Below are 20305 nucleotides of genomic sequence, written 5' to 3'. Positions count from 1 at the left end.
CGACGGTCGGCTTCTCGACAACCCTCTGTGGACGCTCCGACCGGCTCAGCGGCCGAGTGCCAGCAGCAACGCGGTGGTCAGCAGGCCCGCCCCGAGCACCACGGTGATCGGTCGGGGGCCGAGCACCGCGTGCCGGCGGTCGGCCAGCACCCGCGCCGGCGCCAGCCCGACCAACGGCCCGAACAGGGTCACCACCAGCGCCAGCACCGGCAGTCCGACCGCCAGGTCGCCGCCATACCCGACGCCCAACGCCCGCGCCCCGACCCCCAGCGCGTACGCGAGCACCGCGCCGCCCACACCGCAGAGCGCCAGCAGGGGATTTACCGAGCCCGGCAGCTCGCCCGGTTGCCCGGCCCGGTCGAGCAGGTCACGGGCCTTGGCGAGCAGCGGCACAGCGTCGGTGGCGCCCACCCCGTTCGCCGGTGCGGGCGGGCCGCCGAGGCGGCGGGCACCGAGGCGCGAGCGGACCTGCTGCCACAGGTGCGCCACCTCGGCGTCGACCCGTTCCTGCTGCTCCCGGGCGGCGACGAGCTCCTCCTCGGCGCTCTGGAGCTGCTCGACCGCGTCGGCGACGGCCCGCTCGGCGGCGGCGCACTGCCGCTCGTGCCAGGTGTGCGCCTCGGCACGCTGCTCACCCACCCGCGCCGTCAGCTCGGCCAGTCGCCGCAACTGCGCCGCGTACGTCTCACTGGCCACCGGTTCGTTCATCGCGTCGGTCCATAAGGGATGATCACCTGTCCGGTGCGGTGCACCGCCCGGTCGAAGAAGAGCCCCCGCCAGGGGCGGGGATACCAGTCCGGGCCGCCGGTGCCCGGGTAGAGCGACGAGCCCAGCTCGCCGCCGTGCGCGTCCAGGGCCACCCAGGCGCCGATCTGGTCGGTACGGGCGGCCGGCCCACCGAGATCGGCGCGCATCCGGGCCACACCCCGCCACCAGGCCAGCACGTGGGTGCGTCGTTCCGGCCCGTCGTGCATGATCCGGCGCAGCTGCTCCAGCCCGGTACGCCGACCCGCGCGGACGGCCAACGCACCCGCTGCCGCGTCGACAGCGAACAGCAGCAGGTAGTGCGGGCTTCCCGGGCCGCCGAGCCCGTCGGCCGTCTCGGCCATCAGCTCGCCGACGGTCTCCTCGTCGTACCAGGCGGCGTCGTCGGCCAGGTCGTCGTAGAGGGCGCGGGCGATCGGGTCGGCGTCCGGGTCGAGGCAGGCGATGGAGAACCGGGCGGTGCCCGGCGGGTGCTGACGGGCCAGCGACCGGGCCGCCGCGTCGAGCACCGCGCACGCCTCGTCGACGCGGGTGCCGAGCACAGCGAGGTTGCGGCCCGGTGCGCGCGGCAGCCGCAGTGACGCCGAGCGGGACTGCACGTCGATGATCTCGCCGAGCAGGGCCACCGGGTTGCGCGGCACGGTCCCGTCCGGCGGTACGGCAAGCGCCCGGTAGTCCGGGGCGTCCGCCAGTCGGGGGATCGCGTCACCGTCGAAGAGCCGGGCCGGTGCCGCGTCGGGGGCTCGCATCCGCCACAGCCGGTGCTGCAACCCGCTCCAGGTCTCCCAGTCGCTGGCCGACGGGATGCGGGCCACCTCGTTGCCCTCGACCATTCCCGACTCGGCGTTGACCACCGCGTGCCAGCGCGGCAGCGACTGCGCCGCGTCGTTGCGCTCGGCGAGGATGCGCAGCGCCTTGGGCAACGCGATGCGGAGGGTGAACTGGGCGACGAGCGCGGGGCGGCCCCACAGCGCCTCGATGCCCCGCACGTCCTGCGAGGCCAGGACCAGGTGGATGCCCTGGGACCGGCCGCGGCGGGCCAGGTCCTCCAGCAGGTCGGCCGCCTCGCGGGCTACCACGTCCCGGCCGGCCAGCAACATCTGGAACTCGTCCACCACGGCGACGATGCGTGGCCAGTGCCCGGTCGGGTCGACCGCCCGCAGCTCGGCCAGCTTGGTCACCTCGTGTTTCTTGGCCGCGTCGGCGCGTCGGCGCAACTCGTCGGTGAGGAAGCGCAGCAGCGCCAGCCCGAACTCCCGGTCGGTGTTGACGTTGATGCCGACCAGCCGCATGTGCGGCAGCCAACTCGGGTCACGCCGGCCCTGCGCGAACCGCGCGAAGGAGACCCCCTCCTTGAAGTCCAGCAGGTAGAACTCCAGCTCGGCGGGGGAGTAGCGGGCGGCGAGGGCGCCGATCCACGCGAAGATCAGATTGGTCTTGCCGGTGCCGGACGGCCCGCCGATCAGCGCGTGCGGTGGGTAGTCGCCGAGCGTCAACCGCACCGGCCGGCCCTGTGGGCCCTCGCCGATCGGCGCGGTCAGCCCGTCGGCGGAGTCCTCCCGCCACATCAACTCGGGCGGGGGCAGCAGGTCGGTGAAGGGGGTCGGCGGCGGGCCCGCGTTCACCCGGGCGGCGACGTCCCGGCAGGTTTCGGTGACCAGCGCCGCCGGTGGCTGTGGGTCCAGTCGGACCGGCAGCCCGGCCGAACCGCCGATCCGCGCGCCGGACACCCCAGCCACCACCCGGGTCACCGTCGGATCCTCCGGCAACGGCACACCGTGCACCACAAGGTGTACGCCGCAGGCGGCGCCGGCCCGCACCACCCGGTCCAGTTGCCCGCGCTCGTGCCGGTTCAGCTCCTCCCCGCCGAGCAGCACCGCCACCCGCCACGGCTCGGGTCGTCGGCCGGTCGCCGCCGCCAGTTCGCGCAGTGACGCGTACTCGCCGGCGAGGACCGTCTCGTTGATACGGCGGATCTGCTCCACCAGGTCGTCCAGCAGTGGGCCCAGTCCGCCCGGGCCGACGAAGGTGAGCAGCCCGGCAGTGCCCAACGGGGCGAACCCGGCCAGTCCGCCGCCGAGTTGGTCCGGGTCGTACCCGATGAGTCGTACCGCCCCGGGGTTGGCGCGGCCGACGGCCCGCAGCAGCAACGCGGAGACCACCGCGTCGCAGCCGGCGCGGTCGTCCCCGGAGAGGTGGACGTGCCCGGCGTCGAGCAGCGGCACCAGCGCGGGCACCGGGTCCACGCCGTCGATCCCGACCGTGCCGACCCGCAGCGCGCCGGGCGGCTCGGCCCGGCGGGCGGGCGTCGGCGCCCACCCGGCCCAGTCGGCCCCCGCGCAGCCGGGCGCCTCCTGCCGGGCCGCGTCGGCGGCCCTCCGGGCCAGCTCGGCGATCCGGGTGGAGTAGCGGGCGTCGATCTCGGCGATGCGGCGGTCCCGTTGGGCGTCCACCCGCTCCGGCACGGCGGCCGCGGCCCGCTGGACCCGAGCCAGTCGTTCCCGCCCGGCGGTCAGGTCGGCCTGGGCGGCGGACAGCCGGGTACGGGTGGCGCCCAACGCCTCGGCGAGGGTGTCCCGGACACGGCTGGCCAGTTGACCGCGCCGGTCAGCCATCGGAGCCCCGACGCGTCGGCGCGTCCCGCCAGGGGCTGCCCGAGCGCGGTGGCAGCCCACCGGGGCGCGGCGGCAGCCCATCCGAGCGCGGCGGCGGCAGGCCACCGGAGCGCTGCGTGGTGGCGGTGCCCGGCCGCTGTGCCACACCGCCTGCGCGGGGAGCCGTGCTCGGCCGCCCGGCCCCGCCCGGTTGCTGAGCGCCCGCCGGTTGCCCGGCCCGCGCTGGCTTTCCCGCGTCGCCACGCTGCCCCGAGCCCGCCGGTTCTCTCGCTCCCGCTGGTTCTCCCGCGCCGCCGGCCGGCAGGTCCCGGCCGAGGCGGGCGAGCAGCAGCCCGGTCGCCACCCCGGCGGTCACCGCGGAGTCGGCGGCGTGCGGTGGTTCCCCGGAGGCGCGTGGCGGCGGCATCCGGCACACCCGGGTCAGCAGCGTCTCCAGTACCGGCGGCGGCAACCCGGGCAGCAGGTCGCGGACGCGTCCGTCCAACTCGCCGCGCAGCCGCCCGAGGTCGGTGGCGCGCGGCGGGTGCCCGAGCAGCTCGCCGGCCAGTTCGCGCAGCAGCGGCGGCGCCAGCGCCGCCATGCCCAGCCCGACGTCGGCCGGGGCCCGGCGCAGCTCCTTGCGGAGCCGGTCCCGGTCGCCGGAGCGGACACCACCCACCACTCGGCGCAGCAGTTCCTGGGAGTCGTCCACCCGCTCGTCGGGTTCGTCGTCGGCGCCCTCGCGCCCGCCGGTCAGCTCGGCCACCCGCACCGACCACCAGCGGCGCATTCGCACCTGCTCGGCCGGCTCCGGCGCGACCTCGGCGGGCCCGGATGCCGGTGGCGTGTCGTGTCGGGGTGCGCGTTGCTCAGGGCGGGGCGCCGGGCCGCCGTCCGCGCCGAGGCCGATCGCCGTCAGGTAGGCCGACAACTGCTCCTGTGCCACCCGCAGCGCGTAGCCGGCGCTCTCGGCGTGCTCGGTGGCGGCGGACAGCTCGGGCACCCCCATGGGGTTGGCCGACTCCTGTCGTACCCAGCGCAGCCGCTCCGCGGCCAGGCCGAACTTCTCCAGCGCCTGCCCGAGCAGCGCCACCGGGAACTCCTCGGTGGCGGCACGGACCTGCCCGCCGACATCCTCGATGATGGACATGGCGGCCTACAGGGTGGAGACGTAGAGCTGCGCCTGCTCCACCGCGACAAGTGTCGCGGCGAGACACTCCTCCAGCTCCTGGCTGGCCTGGGTCAGCGACGCCTGGGCCGCCTCCACCGTCTCGTGCCCGCTGCCCTCCAGCGCCCCGGCCAGGGTCTGCTGTGCCTCGGAGAGCTTCTCGCCGGCCGCCTGCACGGCTGTCTGCCCGTCTCCGATCTGTTGGAGGGCGACATCGATGGCAGCCTTCAACTCGGCGACGCTCGCCACGGCGGAACCTCCTGGGGGCGGGGAGATCTCCATTAGAGCCTATCGGCGGTTCCGAAAGAACATCCGCCCTGTCGGTGTTCCTGCCCGCCTGTCCGGAAGGCCCTCGGAAGTGCCGGGAGTCCGATCTGTGGGAGTCCCAGTGCGAGAATTTCTCAGTTGCTGGTCGGATTCTCGCGGAGCCAGCGCGGGCCGTACACCTCGGCGCCCAGCGCCGTCACCCGCCCGCGCAACTCCCGGTCGGCGGTGACCACCAGCCGCCGACGCCGCGGCGCGCCCTCCACCAGCTCGACCACCGTGTCGTCGCCGGAGCCGGCGGCGGAGACCACCCGGACCCCGTCGGTGCCCGGCACGTCCCGCGCGGCCCCCTCGACCACCAGGACCACCTCCACCGGGGCGGTCAGCCGGGCCGGCAACCCGATGGTCGCCACCGGGGCGAGCGAGTCGCGCAACCGGGCCGCGGCGCCGGCACGGTCACGCCACCACCCGTTCGGGCGCGAGCCCACCACGTTGGCGCCATCCACGATCAGCAGCGGGGTCTCATCCATCCCGTCAGCCTGCCACCATCGCCCGGCCCTGACCCGACGCCACTCCCGGAATGCCGGTCCTCCGCCACCTGCCGCGTTTGTCGGGGCGCGCGCCGGGTAGCCCCTGCCGACCGTGCCGAGCCCTACTGCGGAGGACAGACATGATGGGACCCGGTGACATCGGCTCCGACCCGTGGGACGAATTCCTGGCCAGGTACTTCGGCCGGGGCGAGGGAGGGCGCCGACCGCCGCACCGGGTCGACATCACCCGACTGATGACGGCCGACGCCCGGGAGATGCTCGCCGACGCGGCCCGGCGCGCCGCGCAACGGCAGAGCAGCGACCTGGACACCGACCATTTGCTCTGGGCGGCGCTGCAACGCGAGCCGCTGCGTGATTTGGTACGCCGGGCCGGTGCCGACCCGGACACCCTGCTCAACGCCTTGGGCGGAAAGGGCGACGGCGCGCCGCGCGGGGAGGTGCCGCCGAACCTGTCGTTGACCCCCGCCGCCAAGCGGGCGCTGCTCGACGCCCATCAGCTGTCCCGGGCGATGGGCGCGAACTACATCGGCCCCGAGCACATCCTGATGGCGCTGCCGCTCAACCCGGAGTCGCCGGCCGGGCGGATGCTGGCCGCCGGCCGGATCCAACCCGAGTCGTTGCAGGCGGCCAACGCCGAGCGCGGGCCGATGACCGGGCCGAAGCCGGACCGGGGCACCCCCACCCTGGACCAGTACGGGCAGGACCTCACCGACCTGGCCCGCAACGACCAGATCGACCCGGTGATCGGGCGGGCCGACGAGATCGAGCAGGCAGTGGAGATTCTGTCCCGGCGGACCAAGAACAACCCGGTGCTGATCGGCGAGGCCGGCGTCGGCAAGACCGCCATCGTCGAGGGGCTGGCCGAACGGATCTGCGACGGCGATGTACCGCAGACCCTGCTCGGCAAGCGGGTCGTCCAGCTCGACCTGGCCGGTCTGGTCGCCGGCACCCGCTACCGGGGCGACTTCGAGGAACGGCTGAAGAAGGTGATCGACGAGATCCGGGCGCACCGGGACGAGCTGATCATCTTCATGGACGAGATCCACACCCTGGTCGGTGCCGGCGGCGCCGGCAGCGAGGGCGGGATGGACGCGTCCAACATGCTCAAGCCCGCTCTCGCTCGCGGCGAGCTGCGGGTGATCGGCGCGACGACGCTGGACGAGTACCGCAAGAGCATCGAGAAGGACGCAGCCCTGGCCCGGCGCTTCCAGCCGGTGCTGGTGCCCGAGCCCAGCGTCGACGACACCATCGCCATCCTGCGCGGGCTGCGCGACCGGTACGAGGCCCACCACCAGGTGCGCTTCACCGACGAGGCGCTGGTCTCGGCCGCCGAGCTGTCCGACCGGTACGTCACCGACCGCTTCCTGCCGGACAAGGCCATCGACCTCATCGACCAGGCCGGCGCCCGGGTGCGGCTACGGACCCGCACCCCCGCGTCCGACGTGCGCGAGCTGGAGCAGGAACTCGACGAGGTACGCCGGGACAAGGAACAGGCCGTCACCGACGAGCAGTACGAGCGGGCCTCCGCGCTGCGCGACCGGATCTCCGAGCTGGAGGAGGACATCCGACGCGCGAACGGCGACGACGGCTCTTCCGGATCCCAGGTGCCCGAGGTGGGCCCCAAGGAGATCGCCGAGGTGGTCTCCCGGGCCACCGGCATCCCGGTCAGCCAGCTCACCGAGGAGGAACGCGACCGGCTGCTGCGTCTGGAGGGTCACCTGCACCAGAAGGTGGTCGGCCAGGACGACGCGGTCACCGCCGTCGCCGAGGCCGTGCGCCGTTCCCGGGCCGGGTTGGCCGACCCGGAGCGGCCGATGGGCAGCTTCCTGTTCCTCGGCCCGACCGGTGTCGGCAAGACCGAGTTGGCGCGGGCCCTCGCCGAGGCGTTGTTCGGCGAGGCGGACCGGATGGTCCGGGTCGACATGAGCGAGTTCCAGGAGCGGCACACCGTCAGCCGGCTGGTCGGCGCGCCGCCCGGATACGTCGGCTACGAGGAAGCCGGTCAGCTCACCGAGGCGGTGCGTCGCCGCCCGTACGCGGTGGTGCTGCTCGACGAGATCGAGAAGGCCCACCCGGACGTGTTCAACATCCTGCTCCAGGTGCTCGACGACGGCCGGCTGACCGACAGCCAGGGCCGCACTGTGAACTTCAAGAACACCGTCCTGATCATGACGAGCAACCTCGGTTCCGAGCTGATCACCGGCGCCCAGCGCTCGGTCGGCTTCGGCACCGGGGACGTGGGCAGCGAGCAGGAGAGCAACGAGCTGCGGGAGCGGCTCATGCGTCGCCTGCAGGAGAACTTCCGCCCGGAGTTCCTCAACCGCATCGACGAGGTCATCATCTTCCGCCGGCTGGAGGCCGAGCAGCTGCGCGACATCACCGCGCTGCTGCTGGAGGAGACCCGCCGCCGGATGCACGCCCAGGACCTCCAGGTCGAGTTCACCACCGCCGGCATCGACTGGCTCGCCGAGCACGGCTACCAGCCGGAGTTCGGTGCCCGTCCGCTGCGCCGGGTGATCCAGCGGGAGGTGGACAACCACCTGTCCCGGATGCTGCTGGAGTCGGCGATCTCGCCGGGGCAGAAGGTCACTGTGGACGTCCGCGACGGCGCGCTCACCTTCGACGTGACAGCGGGCGAGCGGGGGTACACCGCCGCCACGACCACACACCCGCGATGAGCGGGCCGGCGCGAAGGGACGAACACGAGGACCCGCACCAGCACGCGGAGTCCGCGAAACCCCGGGACGAGGACGACCATCCCGACCCGATCCTGGCGCCGCCCACCGCGAACCCCCGCCGCACGCGGGTCCCCGCGGAGGGCCTGCATCCGAAGACCGACCAGGACGACCCGGAGACGTCCGGGCCGCCGCCCGGAGAGGAGACCTGATGGTACGCGAAGCGCGGCTCGACCCCGAGGTGGAAGTGCTCTGGGAGGACTTCCACGCCGAGGTCAACGTCCCGTCGGAGCAGTTGCGGACGTGGCTGCTGACCAGAGGTTCGGGGGAGGAGTCGTTCAGCCCGAACCCGAACCTCGACCTGCCCCAGCCCGGCCGGGAGATCCTCAAGGTGCTCAACAAGCGCAAGGTGGACCTCACCCCGGAGGACATCGAGGTGATGCGGGAGGCGGTCGAGCGGATCCGCGAGCTGATGGACGCCAAGCCGTCGCGCGGCAACGCCGACGACAGCTGGCGGCACTCCCTGCTGGACCTGGGTCACGACCCGCTCGTCGAACGCTGAGCGACCGCACGACGGTGCCGTCCCGGGCAGGGACGGCACCGTTCGGCGTCCCGCTACTGGCCCTTGTCGGATTCCAGGCTCGCGATGGTCAGACCCGCCGCGTCGGCGGCGGCGTCCCGGTCGCCGCGGGTCTGGTCCTCCCGGGTGAGCAGGTTCGCGTACTCGGTCACGTCGGCCGGGTCGGGCACCGTCGGCAGCCGGCGCAGGAACGCCTCCACCTCTCGGGTGGCGGCGGTGTGCGCGGCGGCCGCCTGGCGCAGCAGTTCGCGGTCGTCGGCGGGCGGGTAGAGGTCGGTCATGTCCGCCAGATACCCGGCCCACGGCGGTTCGCACCGCCAACGGCCGGGAATACCGGCCGCTCAGCCCGGCCGGACCCCGGTGGGGTGCCGGACGCCGAATCCCGGGTTGCGGGGCAGCCAGGCCAGGTACGCCGGGTGCGGCACCAACGAGTCGACGTACGCCGCCTTGGCCGTTCCCAGCACCAGCTCCGCGCCCTGGGCGGCGGGGGAGTCCGGATGCCAGCCGAGCAGCAGCCGCCAGCGCAGCGGCGTCCCGGCGAGCTGACGGGTGACCAGACCGCTCACCGGGCGGAACGTCGCCTGGCACAGGGCCACCGCCACGCCGGCTTCCACCAGGTCGACGCAGCCGCGGATGTCGGTCTCGTACACCTTGCGGGGGGTGAACCCGGCGCGGGCGCACGCGGCGGCGAAGCAGTCGGCGAAGCAGCCGTCACCCGGCGCGGCGACCCACTGCTCGTGGCGCAGATCGGCCAGGCGGACCTCGTCCTGCGCCGCGAGGGGATGGGTCTCCGGCAGCAGCACCAGCACCGGGTCGACGGCCACTTCCTGCCAGCTCAACCCGAACCCGGCCGACGGACTGGCGTCGCCGCACACCCCGGCCAGCGCGAAGTCCAGCCGACCGCCGGCCACCAACTGCGCCAACTCGTCCACGGACCAGGACGCGTACGTGGTGATCTGGGCGGGTGGCTGCTCGGCCGCCAACCGGTGCACCAGCCGACCCAGGATCGGGCTGTTCACCCCACCGAACCGGTAACACGGCGGCGTGTCGCCCGCCCCGGCCAGCCGGGCGGCCTCGTCCTGCAGCCCCTTCATCGCCGGCAGCAGCACCCGGGCGCGGGCCAGCACCAGCTCACCGAGCGCGGTAGGTCGAGCCCCGCGCCGGTCCCGGTCGAACAGCGGGCCGCCCAGCGTCCGTTCGATGCGTTGGAGCTGGGCGGTGAGCGCCGGCTGAGCCAGGCCGAGCGCCGAGGCCGCCTTCGTCACACTTCCCGTCTCCGCGATCGCGCAGACCACCCGCAGGTGACGCAGCTCCAGGTTCATAGGGTGACGGTAGGACTACGCGTCTGCTGGCGGAATAGCCCAAGCGGATCGGTGATAATGAATGCATTGCCGGCGGTCGCCGGTCACCGGTCGCGCGGGGGCTCCGGCAGGTCCGTCAGGTACGTCGGCCGCCGGGTCACCGCGTCGAGGACCTTGTCCACCACCCCGACCGCCGGCTCCACGATCCGGTTCCACGGAGGCGTGGCCGGCGTGCCCGGGTGCGGTCGTGTCGGCGCGGCCTCCTCGGCGATCTCCAACCGGTTGCCCAGCCGGATCAGCTCCTCCTCGGTCGCGACAGCGCGCAGCTCGGTGACCAGCGCGCCCACCCCCTCGACATGCCGCCGGACCCGCTCGGCGACATCGGTCAGCGCCTCGTCCGTCAGCCCCTTCAGAGCGCTCAGCAGGGCCGCGTCGGCGTTGATCTCCGCATCCACCCGCTCGGTGGCCGCCGGCAGCGCCGCGCGGGCCGCCGGCAGCAGGTACTGCTCCTCGGCGGACAGGTGCCGCGACAGCGCTGCGGTGAGCACCGCCAACCCCTCCTGCGGCGTGGTCTCCGGGCCGGAGAACTGGTCCAGCAGCTCCAGCAGTTGCCGGTGCTCCCGGTCGACGATGTCGGCGATGCTGCGACCGGCGGGTCGGTAACCCTCCTCGGGTGCGGGCGCGGGCGGCAGCGGCGGCAGGGGAACAGCGGACATGGTGCCCTCCTCGACTGGCGGGCGGAAGCTCCGGCAGGGACGTACGGTCGTGGGCGGCGGTACCCGCACGCGGCAACGGCGAAACCGACCCTCGCCGGGGCTGCCAGTTCGGTCTCGACGAACGGCAGTGGCGCGCTCGGTCGGGCGCCGGAAGTCCCTTCCGGAACAACGGAAGGTCAGGTGCCGCAGCCACAGATCCGCAGCGCCTTGGCGAGGTCGGTGGCGGTGACCTCCCGGACTCCGCGGCCCGACAGGTTGTGCAGGGTGACGGCGGCCGCACGACGGAGATCGGGCGACGCCGTCGTGGTGTCGATGGTGGAACGCAGATCCGCGACGACCGCGCGCCGCACCGCCTCGCTCGCGTTGGCGGTGTCCGTGAGGGCCCTTTCGTGGGTGTTCCCCTGGAGCAGTTCGGTGAGCAGAGCGGCCCGCGCCGTCGACTGCTGACGCCTGGCCGTGAGGGCCGACAGGGTGTTCTGCGCGGCGGTGACGGCCTGCCGCGCCTGATCGGCGTACCGGCCGGCGATGGCGGGGATGTCGATCGTCGCCGTGAGGTCGCGGACCGCCGTGCTCATGGCCGCCTGCAACTCGCCCGACCGGGCCGAGATCTTCCTGACGAGCGGCGGCACCTGGGCTCGCAGCCGGTCCTGCACCTGGGTATCGAACGCTTCGGCGACGGCGTCGATCAGTGGCTTGGCCGCCGGGTGGTGGTCCTGGGCCCAATCGCCCAGTCGCTTCCACGCTGCCAGTTCGGTCGCGACCTTCGGCATCTGTACGAGGACTTCCTTGCCCCCGGCAGTGGCGACGCTGGTCGCCGCGACCGGCGTCGCCGTATCCGCCCAGCGTCGCGCCGTCTCGGCGTCCTCGCCGGTCAGATCGCCGGGAGTCGGCAGCGCCGGGGCGTCACCGGAGACGGTGATGACCGACTGGTCCGACAGGCCGCCCCGGCGGGCGACACGATCCTCCTCGGTGGCGACGACCGGGTCGTCGCGGGACCGGTCGCCGTCGGCCGCCCGGATCCGCTCCAGCTCGCTGATCACCTGGGCTGAGACGGTGCCGGCGAGCACCTGCTGGTAGTCCGTCGGCAACTGCTCGCGCAGCGCGCGGACCACCTGGTCGAGGACCTGGCCGGCCAGCCGCTCCTCGACCGCCGCGGCGGCGTGCCGGTAGTCGTCCGTCGTCCACTCGGCGGCCAGTTTTACCCGTCCACGGAGGGTGGCCACGGTGCCGGTGAGCAGGGTGAACACTGACAGCGCGGTAACCGTGGCAACCGCCGGCCCGCTGTAGCGTCCGTAGCCGCGGACGATCCCGTTGAGCCAAGCCCCCGCTGCACCGGGAGTGCCGGCCGCCGTCAGTAGGGAGGTCAGCAGCCACGTCCCGAGCAGCACGAGGGCCAGGCCCCACTCGGGCAGTTTCAGCTTGCCGACCATGTCGGCGGCGTCGTCCAGGACGTTCTGCGTGGCCAGGATCGTGTCCTGCGTCGCGGTCGGAACGATGAGCGATCCGAGCACCGCCGCGGCCACGAGGTACAACGCGAGCACCGCGCCCAGCGGCAACAGGTACAGTCGGGCGGTGCCGGCCAGGTTGTCGCGCAGCGCGGCCGCGAAGCCGCGCCGCACCGCCGGATCGAACCGGTCGACGTCGTGCAACCGGGCGTGCGCGCCGCTGACCGCCAGCGCCGCGCAGATCAGGGCCAGCGCGAACGCGTACAGCCACGCCTCCGCGATCAGGCCGGCCAGCACGCAGAGCGCGGCCAGGGCGTAGCGCCACCGCCAGTCGGGCACTGTGATCCGGACCAGTTGCTCGTCCGGCCAGTCGCGGCCCGGATGCTTCTTCTCGAGAGCCGCCCGGGTCAGCCGGAGCGATCTCCGGCGGGACGCGCCACCCGGGGGGATGTCGCACCGGACGACGAGGGTGGCGCCGCCGACGTCGGTGACCGCGACGCGGTGGCCTCGGACGCCAGCCCGGGCCTGGTCACGGGTGAGAACGGTGTGGGTTCGGGGGCGGCGCGGCGCGGACTCTGTCACATCGCATCCCTGCGTAGAGCGGCGGAGAGGCAGGCGCATCCAGTCGTCGCCAGAGCCTCGACTGTACGGTTCGTCAGTGGCTGAGCCGAGGTCCACACGGCGGCTCTTGCGACGTGTTTCCGACTGAGGTCCGAGGCGGTCGCGCGGAGCGGGGCCGGGAACACCTGTCGATGCGTCAGCCGAGGGGCGCGGGCGCGCCGGTCCGGCCGCACACCCGCGCCAGACCGTCCGCGTCGGTGCGCCGGCCCGTCGACCACCTCGGGCTGGTATGAAGAGGCGATGACGAGCGATGCCGCCTCCGCCCTTCCCGACCCCACCGCAGAGGTCGTGGACCTCTGCCGCGACCTGCTGCGCATCGACACCACCAACACCGGTGACAACGACACCAGCGTCGGCGAGCGCCGCGCGGCCGAGTACGTGGCGGAGAAGCTCGCCGAGGTGGGCGTGGAGTCCGTCCTGCACGAGTCCGCGCCGGGCCGGGCGAACGTGGTGGCCCGCATCCCGGGCACCGACCCGAGCCGGGGCGCGCTGCTGGTGCACGGCCACCTGGACGTGGTGCCCGCCGACGCCGACGAGTGGTCGGTCGGCCCGTTCTCCGGCGAGCTGCGCGACGGCTACCTCTGGGGCCGGGGCGCCATCGACATGAAGGACTTCGACGCGATGGTGCTCGCCGTGGTGCGGCACTGGCAGCGCACCGGTGTACGGCCCCCGCGCGACATCGTGCTCGCGTACACCGCCGATGAGGAGGCGGGCAGCGACTACGGCGCGCGCTTCCTGGTGGACAACCACCGGGGCCTCTTCGACGGCTGCACCGAGGCGATCGGTGAGGTCGGCGGCTTCTCCTACTCGGTCAACGACAGCCAGCGGCTCTACCTCATCGAGACCGCCGAGAAGGGCATCGACTGGCTGCGGCTGCACGCCAAGGGCCGCCCCGGCCACGGCTCGATGATGCACGACGACAACGCCGTCACCGCGCTCGCCGAGGCGGTCGCCCGGATCGGTCGGCACCGCTTCCCGGTGGTGGTCACCGACACCGTGCGGGCCTTCCTGACCGAGGTCTCCGACCTGCTCGGCATCGAGTTGGACCCGGACGACCCGGAGACGGCCATCGCGAAGCTCGGCCCCATCGCCAACATCATCGGCGCGACCATCCGCAACACCGCCAACCCGACCCGGTTGAGCGCCGGCTACAAGGACAACGTCATCCCCGGCCGGGCCACCGCCACCATCGACTGCCGCAGCCTGCCTGGCCAGTCCGAACTGCTGGAGCGGCAGCTGCGCGAGCTGGTCGGCCCGGACATCGCGATCGAGTACGTCCAGCGGCAGCCGGCGCTGGAGACCACCTTCGACGGTGACCTGGTCGAGGCCATGTCGGCGGCCCTGCGCGCGGAGGACCCGGGGGCGCGACCCGTCCCCTACATGCTCTCCGGGGGCACCGACGCCAAGGCGTTCTCGCAGCTCGGCATCCGCTGTTTCGGGTTCGCCCCGCTGCGGCTGCCCGCCGACCTGAACTTCTCGGCGTTGTTCCACGGCATCGACGAGCGCGTTCCGGTGGACGGACTACAGTTCGGCGTGCGGGTTCTCGACCGGTTCCTCCGCACCTGCTAGTCGTGTCCGGCGGTGGCCGCCGGCGCGCAACCTCCCAACGTGAAGGGACTGCCCCACATGACCGACCAGCATGGTGAGCTGGACGCCGCTCTCGAGCGGGTGATCGAAGCGGCCCGCCACCACCTGGCCGCCGTACGCGCCGCGCAGGGCCGCGTCGACGACGACGACGTCTGGCAGGCGTACGTGGCGTTGAACAACGCCTCCTTCGCGTACGACGAGCGGCTGCTCGACGCCTTCGGCGAGGTGACGCCGTGGGATGTCGACTCGATCGACCCGGACGAGGCCGACGAGCGTTTCGGCGGCGGCGAGGGCGCCGAGGCCAGCGACCCGCACCCCAGGGTGATCTCGGTGCGTCAGCGTCGTGACTACCGGGTGCCGAGCGTCGCCGCGCTGCTGCGGGTGGCCGAGGCTGCCCGCCGCGAAGGCACCCCGGAAGACGACGAGCCGGCGCCGGTGGAGGGCGTGGGCGAGGCGGTGCTGGAGCTGCTGCAGAGCGGTGACGGCTCGCTCGGCGCGTTGGACGTCCCCGAGTTGGAGCCGCTCGACGGGGTGGTCATGGTCAGCGAGGTGGGCACCCCGGTCGACCTTGAGTCGTTCGACGACGACGACGCGGTCGGCCCGTTCCAGCCGGCTGCCGACGACCGGCTGGTCGGTCGGCTCGACGAGCACCCGTTCCTGGAGCTCGACGACGACCACGACCACGCCGGGCACCAGCACTAGGCCGGGTGCCGCCCAAGGCCGACTCCGGCCCTGGGCGGCACCGCCCGGTCGTCAGTACGACAGACCCGGCTGCGGCTGGTTGACCCGCCGACGACGCAGCACCACCTGCCGCGTGCCGTCCCGGTACAGCCGCACCCGGGCCAACTCCCATCCGGAGAACTCCGCCTGGATCGCCAACTGCGCCGTGGCGGTCAACCGGTCGACGTTCGGCGGCAGCCGCAGTGGCGCGTACTCGTAGTCCATGCCTCCATGCTGCCCAGCCCAGCGGCCGTTCGCCACCCCCTCCGGAGTGACCAACGACGCCACCGCGGGCGGTTCGTGCCGCCCCGTGCCCCGTCGCGCCGATCTCGCGTTTCGGTCGCCGAGATGCCCCAGGTGGGAGGGCAGATCCTGAAGATGCCGGCCCAGTCGGGTCGATCATGGAGTTTTGGTGCCTGATTTGGCCCTGTTGCGGCGACCTTGTCGCTCACCACACCTCCGTGATCGACGAGGGGGTGCCGTGCGCTTCGTCGTCGCCCCGCCTTGGCGCGAACTCAGCCCGCGGGGGCGTTGGCCGTCAGCAGGGCGGCGAGGGCCGGGGCGGCCAGGGCGACCGCTCGGGCGCTGCCCGGGTCGACCGCCAGCCCCCAGGACGGGTCCGGCCAGTCCTCGAACAGCTCCGCGCAGGGCAGCGCGACGAACGGCACCCCGTCTCCGCTGAACGCGGCGAGCGCCCCCGGCGAGGTAAAGACTGGCAGCAGCGGCGCACCGGTCGCGTCGCCGACCACCGTCCACGGGAAGTCGGCGTCCGGCGTCGGCTCCCCGGCCAGGGGGACGCACACCGTGGTGCCGGCCAGCGCTCCGAGGTAGCCGGGCAGGTCGCGCCGGCCGACGGCCGCCGCGAGCACCGCCACCACCGCCGGCTCCGCGTCGACGGCGGACGCCGATCCAGGTCGCGTAGCCGGCACCGCTGGTCCAGGCTGAGTGGCCGGCACCGCTGGTCCAGGCTGAGTGGCCGGCGCGGTCGTTCTGGGCCGCGCGGCTGGTGGCAGCGCCCGGCAGGAGAGCCTTCCCGGCTCGTCGGTCAAGACCTCGGCGGCGGTACGGGTCACGAACACACTGAGCCGCTGCACCTGCTCCGGAGTGCGCTCCGCCTCGTACCACCAGCCCTCGTCACCGGTCGGGCGGTGCCAGCCGAGCGCGGCCAGGCGTGCCTCGTCGTGGCCGGGGCAGATCACCCGCACCACCCGGCGGCGCACCAGCAGCCGGATCCCACGTGGGCCGGTGGAGAGCTCTAGGTCGGTGTCCCGGTCGCAGCGGGCGACGGTGTCCCGCAGTCGAGCGGCGATCTCCGGCCAGGTCGGCGACGGCGACGTCACGCCGGCGCGCCCGGCAGGCGGTCGTCCAGCCGCCCGAGCCGGGCCACGGTCTCCTCCAGCCGGCCCAGCGCCGAGAAGTCCCCCGGCGTCCCGAACAGGTCGCCGAGCCCCGCGCCGAGCGCGACGTCCAACCCCTCGGTGTGCTCGTCGACGTGCCCGGAGGCGACCTCCCGAGCCCGCCGGTACGCGTCGAGCACCAGCTCGGCCACCCCCTCCGTGCCGACGCGCAGGGCGGCGGGCGCGAGGGTGAGGCCGGTCAGCGCGCCGGTGGCATCGACGGTCGCCGAGACCAGCCCGCTCTCGTCGACAGCGGTGCCGGACAGCTCGGCCAGGTCGTCGCGGAGGCCCGCGAACCGGCGCTCGATGTCGGCGATCCGCCCGGCGAGCGCGTCGAACGCGGACGTCGGGTCCGTCATGAGATCCCTCCCCGTGGATGGTGCGACCGGGTGGTGCCCGGCGGCCGGGAGATCGTATCGTCGGTGCGCTCGACTCATGGGGGAGGAACGGCATGCCACCGGATATCGATGTCGACGTGCAGGCGGTCCGTCGACTGGAGACAGCCGCCAAGCAGGTCACCAGCTCGCTGGCCGCGCTGGAGCGGCAGATCGTCTCGGCCGGCGACGTGCCGTCGGACGCCTTCGGTCACCTGCCGTTCGCCAGCGACATGCTCCGCGACAAGTACGCCGAGCAGGTCACCGGCGGCAAGGAGTTGTTCGCCACCGCGAACGCCGCGTTCGGCCGGGTCGCCACGGCGCTGGCCGACACTGTCGAGGCGTACGAGCACAACGAACGGGATCTCGACGCCGGGTTCAAGGCCATCCAGTCGGGCCTGCCCGGATGAGCGGTCCGGCCGGCAGCGCCGTCCAACTGTGGAACGGCCTGGACAGCGCGCTCTCCGGGGTGCAGGACGCCGTCGACAGTGTCTGCCGGACCCTTGCCTGGCCACTGATCCAGCTCGTCGACATGGTCGACGGCGAGCCCGCCGTGCTGCGCGCGAAGGCCGCCGAGTGGGACGCGTTGGCCGCGCAGGTGCGCGACCTGGCCCAGGGGCACCGCGGCGCCAGGGAGTCCGCGCAGGCCGGCTGGCGCTCACCGTCCGGTGTGGCGTACGGCCAGCGGTTGGCCGAGGTGGAGCAACAACTCCTCGACGTCGCCGAGCAGTTCGCCGCGACCGCGGAATACCTGCGCAGTGTCGCCGACGGCCTGCTGACCGTGCACGACGTGCTCGTGGACCTCTGCGTGGAGTTCGTGAACTTCCTCCTGGTGACGCTGGTGACGGCGTTGCTGATGGCTCCGGTGACCATGGGGGCGTCCTGGGCGGTCGGCGTGGGCGTGACAGTGGCCAGGGCCCTGGTCGTCGTCACCCGGATGCTGAAGGTCATCCGGCCACTGGCGGCGCACCTGCAGAAGGTCATCCGCCTGCTCCAGCGGGTCATGCTGGCCCTGCGCAAGCTGCAGGCACACCTCGACAAGCTGGTCACGTTGCAGGACAAGCTGCGAACCGGCAAGAAGTACGCCGACAAGCGGCACGCCGCCGGCAAGGCCGACAAGTGGTTCCACAAGATTTTCGACCCCACGAAGGGCACCTACAAGCTGGGCAAGTCCGGTGCCCCGTTCGACATGGGCGCCCTCGAACGGGCCGCCGCGCTGCGGGCGCACGGGGTCGCCGACGGGGCCCGGGTGATCGCCCGGGACTGGGCGACGAACCTGCCGTGGAACGTGCCGAACTCCGTCGTGCACGGTGTCACCTGGGGGACTGTCGCGTTGACCAGTGGGCTTTCCGTTCCCGGTAGCGAACAGGTCGGCGACCAGATCGACCAGGCGGTGCAGGGCGGGGCAGACTGGATCGACCAGAATGTCTTCGGGCAGCCGCCGGCGGGTCAGCCGGCGGGCCGGTAGAGAGGAACCCGTGATGTCAGGGGAGCGAGGCCGGCTCGGTCGGTTCACCGACGCGATGCTCGGCGGCGCGCGGGCCGCCCGGGACAAGGCCCGTGAGCTGCGCGACGAGTTCCGCACCAGCGACGAACCCGAACGCGCTCTCGTCGCACCGCTGCTGCCCGGGCAGGAGCTGCGCTATGTGGGGCTCGGCCCGGTCCGCGTCCCGCAGACCCACAAGGCAGGTCGGCAGCTCGCCGATGTGATGGCCGACGAGTTCGTCGACTCCCTCGACCCGAAGGTGCTGTTCGGGCTCCTCAACATCGTCAACCCGGTGGTCTGGGTGGACGCGGTGCTGACGCCGGTACGGCTGGCCGCTGGCGTGCTGCTGCTGCCCGGCGAGGCCGGTGCCATCGCCACCGGTGTGCCGGAGGCGGCCGAACCGGAGCAGGCCCCACCACACCAGCGGGTGCAGCGGGATCCCATCCCGCTCACCGAGGAGCAGGAGGCGTTCCGCGCCCTGTTCCGGCTCAGCCTGTACCGCCCGCTGGCCGAGCAACTCGCCGAGATCGCCTACCGTCGCCGGTTCGTCTTCAGCGGCGACCTCGCCACCCTCGCCGGCAGCCTGCTGCTCTTTCTGGAGCGTTACAACGGCACCCCGCTGGCGGTGACCGACACCCACCTGCACCTGCTGCGGATGGGCCCTCGTCCGGACGCCGACCGGCCCGACCGACGGCAGCCGCGGGTGCTGTGGAGTGTGCGACGCGACCGGGTGGCCCGGGTCGATTCGGAGCGCGGCGCGACCGGGCTCGTGCAGCTGACGTCCACGATCGTCTTCGACGACGGCTCGTGGATCCGGCTCACCCAGCCCGCGCTCCGCGACGACCAGTCGCGCTTCCTGACCGCGATCCACGACCTCCCCGGGCAGCGCCCTCAACCATGACCCGGCGCGCCGGGCCAGCCGTGACCGAGCATGCGGGGCCAGCCGTATCCCGGCGTGCGGGGCCACCCGCGACCCGGCCGGCCGGTCAGCCGTCGCGTTCGGGGTAGCCGACCGGCACCGCGGAGACATCGTCCAGCGCGGTGGTGATCTCCTCGGGCAGGGTTATCCGCTCCACTGTGAGAGCGCCGAGCAACTGCCCGACCGTCCGCGCGCCGAGGATCGGCGCGGTCACCCCGGGCCGGTCCCGGATCCAGGCCAACGCCACCTCCAGCGGCGACACCCCCAGCCCACCGGCCGCGGTCGCCACCGCCTCCACGATGCTGGAGCAGCGCGGCTCCAGGTAGGTCGAGACGAACCGTTCGAAGTGCGGCGACGCGGCCCGGGAATCGGCCGGACGGCCGTGCCGGTACTTGCCGGTGAGCACGCCCCGGCCCAGCGGCGACCAGGGCAGCACGCCGAGGCCGAGCGCGTCGCACGCGGGCAGCACCTCCCGCTCCACGCCCCGCTCCAGCAGCGAATACTCCACCTGGGACGCGACCACCGGCGCCCGCCCCGGCCAGGCGGTCTGCCAGGCGGCGGCCCGCGCGGTCTGCCAACCGGAGAAGTTCGACACCCCGACGTAGCGGACCTTGCCGCTGGCCACCGCGTGATCCAGGGCGGCCAGGGTCTCCTCCAGGGGGGTGTCCGGGTCGTACCCGTGCACCTGGAACAGGTCGACGTGGTCGGTGCCGAGCCGGCGCAGCGACGCGTCCAACGTGCGCAGCAGGTGCCCCCGGGAGCCGTCCCGACGTCGGCCACTGCCCGGGCGCAACCCGGCCTTGGTGGCGATCAGCAGCTCCTCACGGGGGACGAGGGAGCCCAGCAGCGAGCCGATCACCGACTCGGCGTCGCCGTCGCCGTACACGTCGGCGGTGTCGATCAGGTTGCCGCCCGCGTCGAGGTAACTCTTCAGCTGAGCGGCCGCATCGTCGGCGTCGGTGTCCCGGCCCCAGGTCATGGTGCCGAGCGCGAGCCGGGAAACCGCCAGCCCGCTTCGGCCGAGCGGTCGCTGTTGCATGGGTGAACCTTATTTCGAACCTGCCGCCACGGATATCCTCGCTCCCGTATCTCTGCCGGTTCTGCCGGTTCCGCCGCCCCGGGCTGCCCCGATGGAGGGGGGA

21 protein-coding genes are annotated in these 20305 nt (G+C 73.3%); 8 read left to right on the top strand and 13 right to left on the bottom strand.

Going from position 1 to position 20305, the window contains the following annotated elements; genetic code table 11:
* Positions 1 to 45: 45 nt before the first annotated feature.
* The 5 genes from OG992_RS06285 to OG992_RS06265 form a co-directional block, all read right to left on the bottom strand.
* Complete coding sequence (locus OG992_RS06285; RefSeq protein ID WP_266302645.1) at positions 46 to 708, bottom strand: hypothetical protein; 663 nt, start codon at positions 706 to 708, stop codon at positions 46 to 48.
* Positions 705 to 3380: an FtsK/SpoIIIE domain-containing protein gene (locus OG992_RS06280; protein ID WP_266302644.1), complete on the bottom strand. Its 2676-nt coding sequence runs from the start codon at positions 3378 to 3380 to the stop codon at positions 705 to 707. Before OG992_RS06280 ends, OG992_RS06285 begins: the two co-directional genes overlap by 4 nt.
* Positions 3373 to 4509, bottom strand: a complete 1137-nt coding sequence (locus OG992_RS06275; protein ID WP_238685868.1) for a hypothetical protein — start codon at positions 4507 to 4509, stop codon at positions 3373 to 3375. The genes OG992_RS06280 and OG992_RS06275 overlap by 8 nt, the downstream gene beginning before the upstream one ends.
* A gap of 6 nt (positions 4510 to 4515) precedes the next feature.
* Complete coding sequence (locus OG992_RS06270) at positions 4516 to 4776, bottom strand: hypothetical protein (RefSeq protein WP_030332749.1); 261 nt, start codon at positions 4774 to 4776, stop codon at positions 4516 to 4518.
* Positions 4777 to 4928: 152 nt separating this feature from the next.
* A complete protein-coding gene (locus OG992_RS06265; RefSeq protein WP_238685867.1) occupies positions 4929 to 5321 on the bottom strand; it encodes a hypothetical protein in 393 nt (130 codons plus the stop codon).
* 140 nt (positions 5322 to 5461) lie between these two features.
* Between OG992_RS06265 and OG992_RS06260 the strand changes: the two genes are divergently transcribed.
* From OG992_RS06260 to OG992_RS06250, 3 genes are read left to right on the top strand one after another with little or no spacing between them, the layout of a single operon-like run.
* Positions 5462 to 8020 carry an ATP-dependent Clp protease ATP-binding subunit gene (locus tag OG992_RS06260; RefSeq protein ID WP_238685866.1) on the top strand — a complete coding sequence of 853 codons (2559 nt, stop codon included), beginning with the start codon at positions 5462 to 5464 and terminating at the stop codon, positions 8018 to 8020.
* Complete coding sequence (locus tag OG992_RS06255) at positions 8017 to 8229, top strand: hypothetical protein (protein WP_238685865.1); 213 nt, start codon at positions 8017 to 8019, stop codon at positions 8227 to 8229. Before OG992_RS06260 ends, OG992_RS06255 begins: the two co-directional genes overlap by 4 nt.
* A complete protein-coding gene (locus tag OG992_RS06250) occupies positions 8229 to 8579 on the top strand; it encodes a DUF3140 domain-containing protein (RefSeq protein ID WP_091408434.1) in 351 nt (116 codons plus the stop codon). The genes OG992_RS06255 and OG992_RS06250 overlap by 1 nt, the downstream gene beginning before the upstream one ends.
* A 53-nt stretch (positions 8580 to 8632) precedes the next feature.
* Here OG992_RS06250 and OG992_RS06245 read toward each other — a convergent pair whose 3' ends face one another.
* From OG992_RS06245 to OG992_RS06230, 4 genes are all read right to left on the bottom strand, one after another.
* Entirely contained in the window at positions 8633 to 8878 is a 246-nt protein-coding gene (locus OG992_RS06245; RefSeq protein ID WP_210781671.1) for a hypothetical protein, read from the bottom strand.
* A 60-nt stretch (positions 8879 to 8938) separates the two neighbouring features.
* The gene (locus OG992_RS06240) at positions 8939 to 9919 is read right to left on the bottom strand and encodes a LysR family transcriptional regulator (RefSeq protein WP_238685864.1); all 981 of its coding nucleotides are present in this window, start codon (positions 9917 to 9919) and stop codon (positions 8939 to 8941) included.
* An 83-nt stretch (positions 9920 to 10002) separates the two neighbouring features.
* Positions 10003 to 10614, bottom strand: a complete 612-nt coding sequence (locus OG992_RS06235) for a hemerythrin domain-containing protein (protein WP_238685863.1) — start codon at positions 10612 to 10614, stop codon at positions 10003 to 10005.
* 176 nt (positions 10615 to 10790) lie between these two features.
* Positions 10791 to 12641: a hypothetical protein gene (locus tag OG992_RS06230; protein WP_266302643.1), complete on the bottom strand. Its 1851-nt coding sequence runs from the start codon at positions 12639 to 12641 to the stop codon at positions 10791 to 10793.
* A 279-nt stretch (positions 12642 to 12920) separates the two neighbouring features.
* Between OG992_RS06230 and OG992_RS06225 the strand changes: the two genes are divergently transcribed.
* Both OG992_RS06225 and OG992_RS06220 read left to right on the top strand, forming a co-directional pair.
* Positions 12921 to 14249: a M20/M25/M40 family metallo-hydrolase gene (locus OG992_RS06225; protein WP_124854659.1), complete on the top strand. Its 1329-nt coding sequence runs from the start codon at positions 12921 to 12923 to the stop codon at positions 14247 to 14249.
* 57 nt (positions 14250 to 14306) lie between these two features.
* Positions 14307 to 14969: a hypothetical protein gene (locus OG992_RS06220; protein ID WP_091408864.1), complete on the top strand. Its 663-nt coding sequence runs from the start codon at positions 14307 to 14309 to the stop codon at positions 14967 to 14969.
* Between the two features lie 51 nt (positions 14970 to 15020).
* Here OG992_RS06220 and OG992_RS06215 read toward each other — a convergent pair whose 3' ends face one another.
* The 3 genes from OG992_RS06215 to OG992_RS06205 all read right to left on the bottom strand — a co-directional run bounded on the left by OG992_RS06215 (position 15021) and on the right by OG992_RS06205 (position 16743).
* A complete protein-coding gene (locus tag OG992_RS06215; RefSeq protein ID WP_238685861.1) occupies positions 15021 to 15212 on the bottom strand; it encodes a DUF5703 family protein in 192 nt (63 codons plus the stop codon).
* Positions 15213 to 15502: 290 nt separating this feature from the next.
* Positions 15503 to 16327: an SseB family protein gene (locus OG992_RS06210; protein ID WP_266302642.1), complete on the bottom strand. Its 825-nt coding sequence runs from the start codon at positions 16325 to 16327 to the stop codon at positions 15503 to 15505.
* Positions 16324 to 16743 (bottom strand): YbaB/EbfC family nucleoid-associated protein, encoded by a 420-nt coding sequence (locus OG992_RS06205; protein WP_266302641.1) that lies wholly within the window; start codon positions 16741 to 16743, stop codon positions 16324 to 16326. Before OG992_RS06205 ends, OG992_RS06210 begins: the two co-directional genes overlap by 4 nt.
* Positions 16744 to 16835: 92 nt before the next feature.
* On the opposite strand from OG992_RS06205, the gene OG992_RS06200 reads away from it, so the two are divergent.
* The 3 genes from OG992_RS06200 to OG992_RS06190 are packed head-to-tail and all read left to right on the top strand — an operon-like array spanning position 16836 to position 19145.
* A complete protein-coding gene (locus tag OG992_RS06200) occupies positions 16836 to 17168 on the top strand; it encodes a hypothetical protein (RefSeq protein WP_266302640.1) in 333 nt (110 codons plus the stop codon).
* Complete coding sequence (locus tag OG992_RS06195; protein WP_238685857.1) at positions 17165 to 18226, top strand: WXG100 family type VII secretion target; 1062 nt, start codon at positions 17165 to 17167, stop codon at positions 18224 to 18226. The genes OG992_RS06200 and OG992_RS06195 overlap by 4 nt, the downstream gene beginning before the upstream one ends.
* A 13-nt stretch (positions 18227 to 18239) precedes the next feature.
* A complete protein-coding gene (locus OG992_RS06190) occupies positions 18240 to 19145 on the top strand; it encodes a hypothetical protein (protein WP_238685856.1) in 906 nt (301 codons plus the stop codon).
* Positions 19146 to 19230: 85 nt separating this feature from the next.
* Here OG992_RS06190 and OG992_RS06185 read toward each other — a convergent pair whose 3' ends face one another.
* Positions 19231 to 20202 (bottom strand): aldo/keto reductase, encoded by a 972-nt coding sequence (locus tag OG992_RS06185; protein ID WP_238685855.1) that lies wholly within the window; start codon positions 20200 to 20202, stop codon positions 19231 to 19233.
* Positions 20203 to 20305: the final 103 nt, after the last annotated feature.

The sequence above is a fragment of the Micromonospora sp. NBC_00362 genome, assembly GCF_026342155.1.
In the GTDB taxonomy this organism is placed as follows: domain Bacteria; phylum Actinomycetota; class Actinomycetes; order Mycobacteriales; family Micromonosporaceae; genus Micromonospora; species Micromonospora hortensis.
This window is presented reverse-complemented; position numbering and strand designations above follow the sequence as displayed.

What these genes read in the sequence shown, in the direction of transcription:
- OG992_RS06280 (WP_266302644.1), bottom strand. Translation starts at nt 3,380, where the DNA reads ATGGCTGACCGGCGCGGTCAACTGGCCAGCCGTGTCCGGGACACCCTC.
- OG992_RS06245 (WP_210781671.1), bottom strand. Translation starts at nt 8,878, where the DNA reads ATGACCGACCTCTACCCGCCCGCCGACGACCGCGAACTGCTGCGCCAG.
- OG992_RS06215 (WP_238685861.1), bottom strand. Translation starts at nt 15,212, where the DNA reads ATGGACTACGAGTACGCGCCACTGCGGCTGCCGCCGAACGTCGACCGG.
- OG992_RS06285 (WP_266302645.1), bottom strand. Translation starts at nt 708, where the DNA reads ATGAACGAACCGGTGGCCAGTGAGACGTACGCGGCGCAGTTGCGGCGA.
- OG992_RS06195 (WP_238685857.1), top strand. Translation starts at nt 17,165, where the DNA reads ATGAGCGGTCCGGCCGGCAGCGCCGTCCAACTGTGGAACGGCCTGGAC.
- OG992_RS06275 (WP_238685868.1), bottom strand. Translation starts at nt 4,509, where the DNA reads ATGTCCATCATCGAGGATGTCGGCGGGCAGGTCCGTGCCGCCACCGAG.
- OG992_RS06255 (WP_238685865.1), top strand. Translation starts at nt 8,017, where the DNA reads ATGAGCGGGCCGGCGCGAAGGGACGAACACGAGGACCCGCACCAGCAC.
- OG992_RS06225 (WP_124854659.1), top strand. Translation starts at nt 12,921, where the DNA reads ATGACGAGCGATGCCGCCTCCGCCCTTCCCGACCCCACCGCAGAGGTC.
- OG992_RS06240 (WP_238685864.1), bottom strand. Translation starts at nt 9,919, where the DNA reads ATGAACCTGGAGCTGCGTCACCTGCGGGTGGTCTGCGCGATCGCGGAG.
- OG992_RS06260 (WP_238685866.1), top strand. Translation starts at nt 5,462, where the DNA reads ATGATGGGACCCGGTGACATCGGCTCCGACCCGTGGGACGAATTCCTG.
- OG992_RS06220 (WP_091408864.1), top strand. Translation starts at nt 14,307, where the DNA reads ATGACCGACCAGCATGGTGAGCTGGACGCCGCTCTCGAGCGGGTGATC.
- OG992_RS06200 (WP_266302640.1), top strand. Translation starts at nt 16,836, where the DNA reads ATGCCACCGGATATCGATGTCGACGTGCAGGCGGTCCGTCGACTGGAG.
- OG992_RS06250 (WP_091408434.1), top strand. Translation starts at nt 8,229, where the DNA reads ATGGTACGCGAAGCGCGGCTCGACCCCGAGGTGGAAGTGCTCTGGGAG.
- OG992_RS06265 (WP_238685867.1), bottom strand. Translation starts at nt 5,321, where the DNA reads ATGGATGAGACCCCGCTGCTGATCGTGGATGGCGCCAACGTGGTGGGC.
- OG992_RS06185 (WP_238685855.1), bottom strand. Translation starts at nt 20,202, where the DNA reads ATGCAACAGCGACCGCTCGGCCGAAGCGGGCTGGCGGTTTCCCGGCTC.
- OG992_RS06190 (WP_238685856.1), top strand. Translation starts at nt 18,240, where the DNA reads ATGTCAGGGGAGCGAGGCCGGCTCGGTCGGTTCACCGACGCGATGCTC.
- OG992_RS06235 (WP_238685863.1), bottom strand. Translation starts at nt 10,614, where the DNA reads ATGTCCGCTGTTCCCCTGCCGCCGCTGCCGCCCGCGCCCGCACCCGAG.
- OG992_RS06205 (WP_266302641.1), bottom strand. Translation starts at nt 16,743, where the DNA reads ATGACGGACCCGACGTCCGCGTTCGACGCGCTCGCCGGGCGGATCGCC.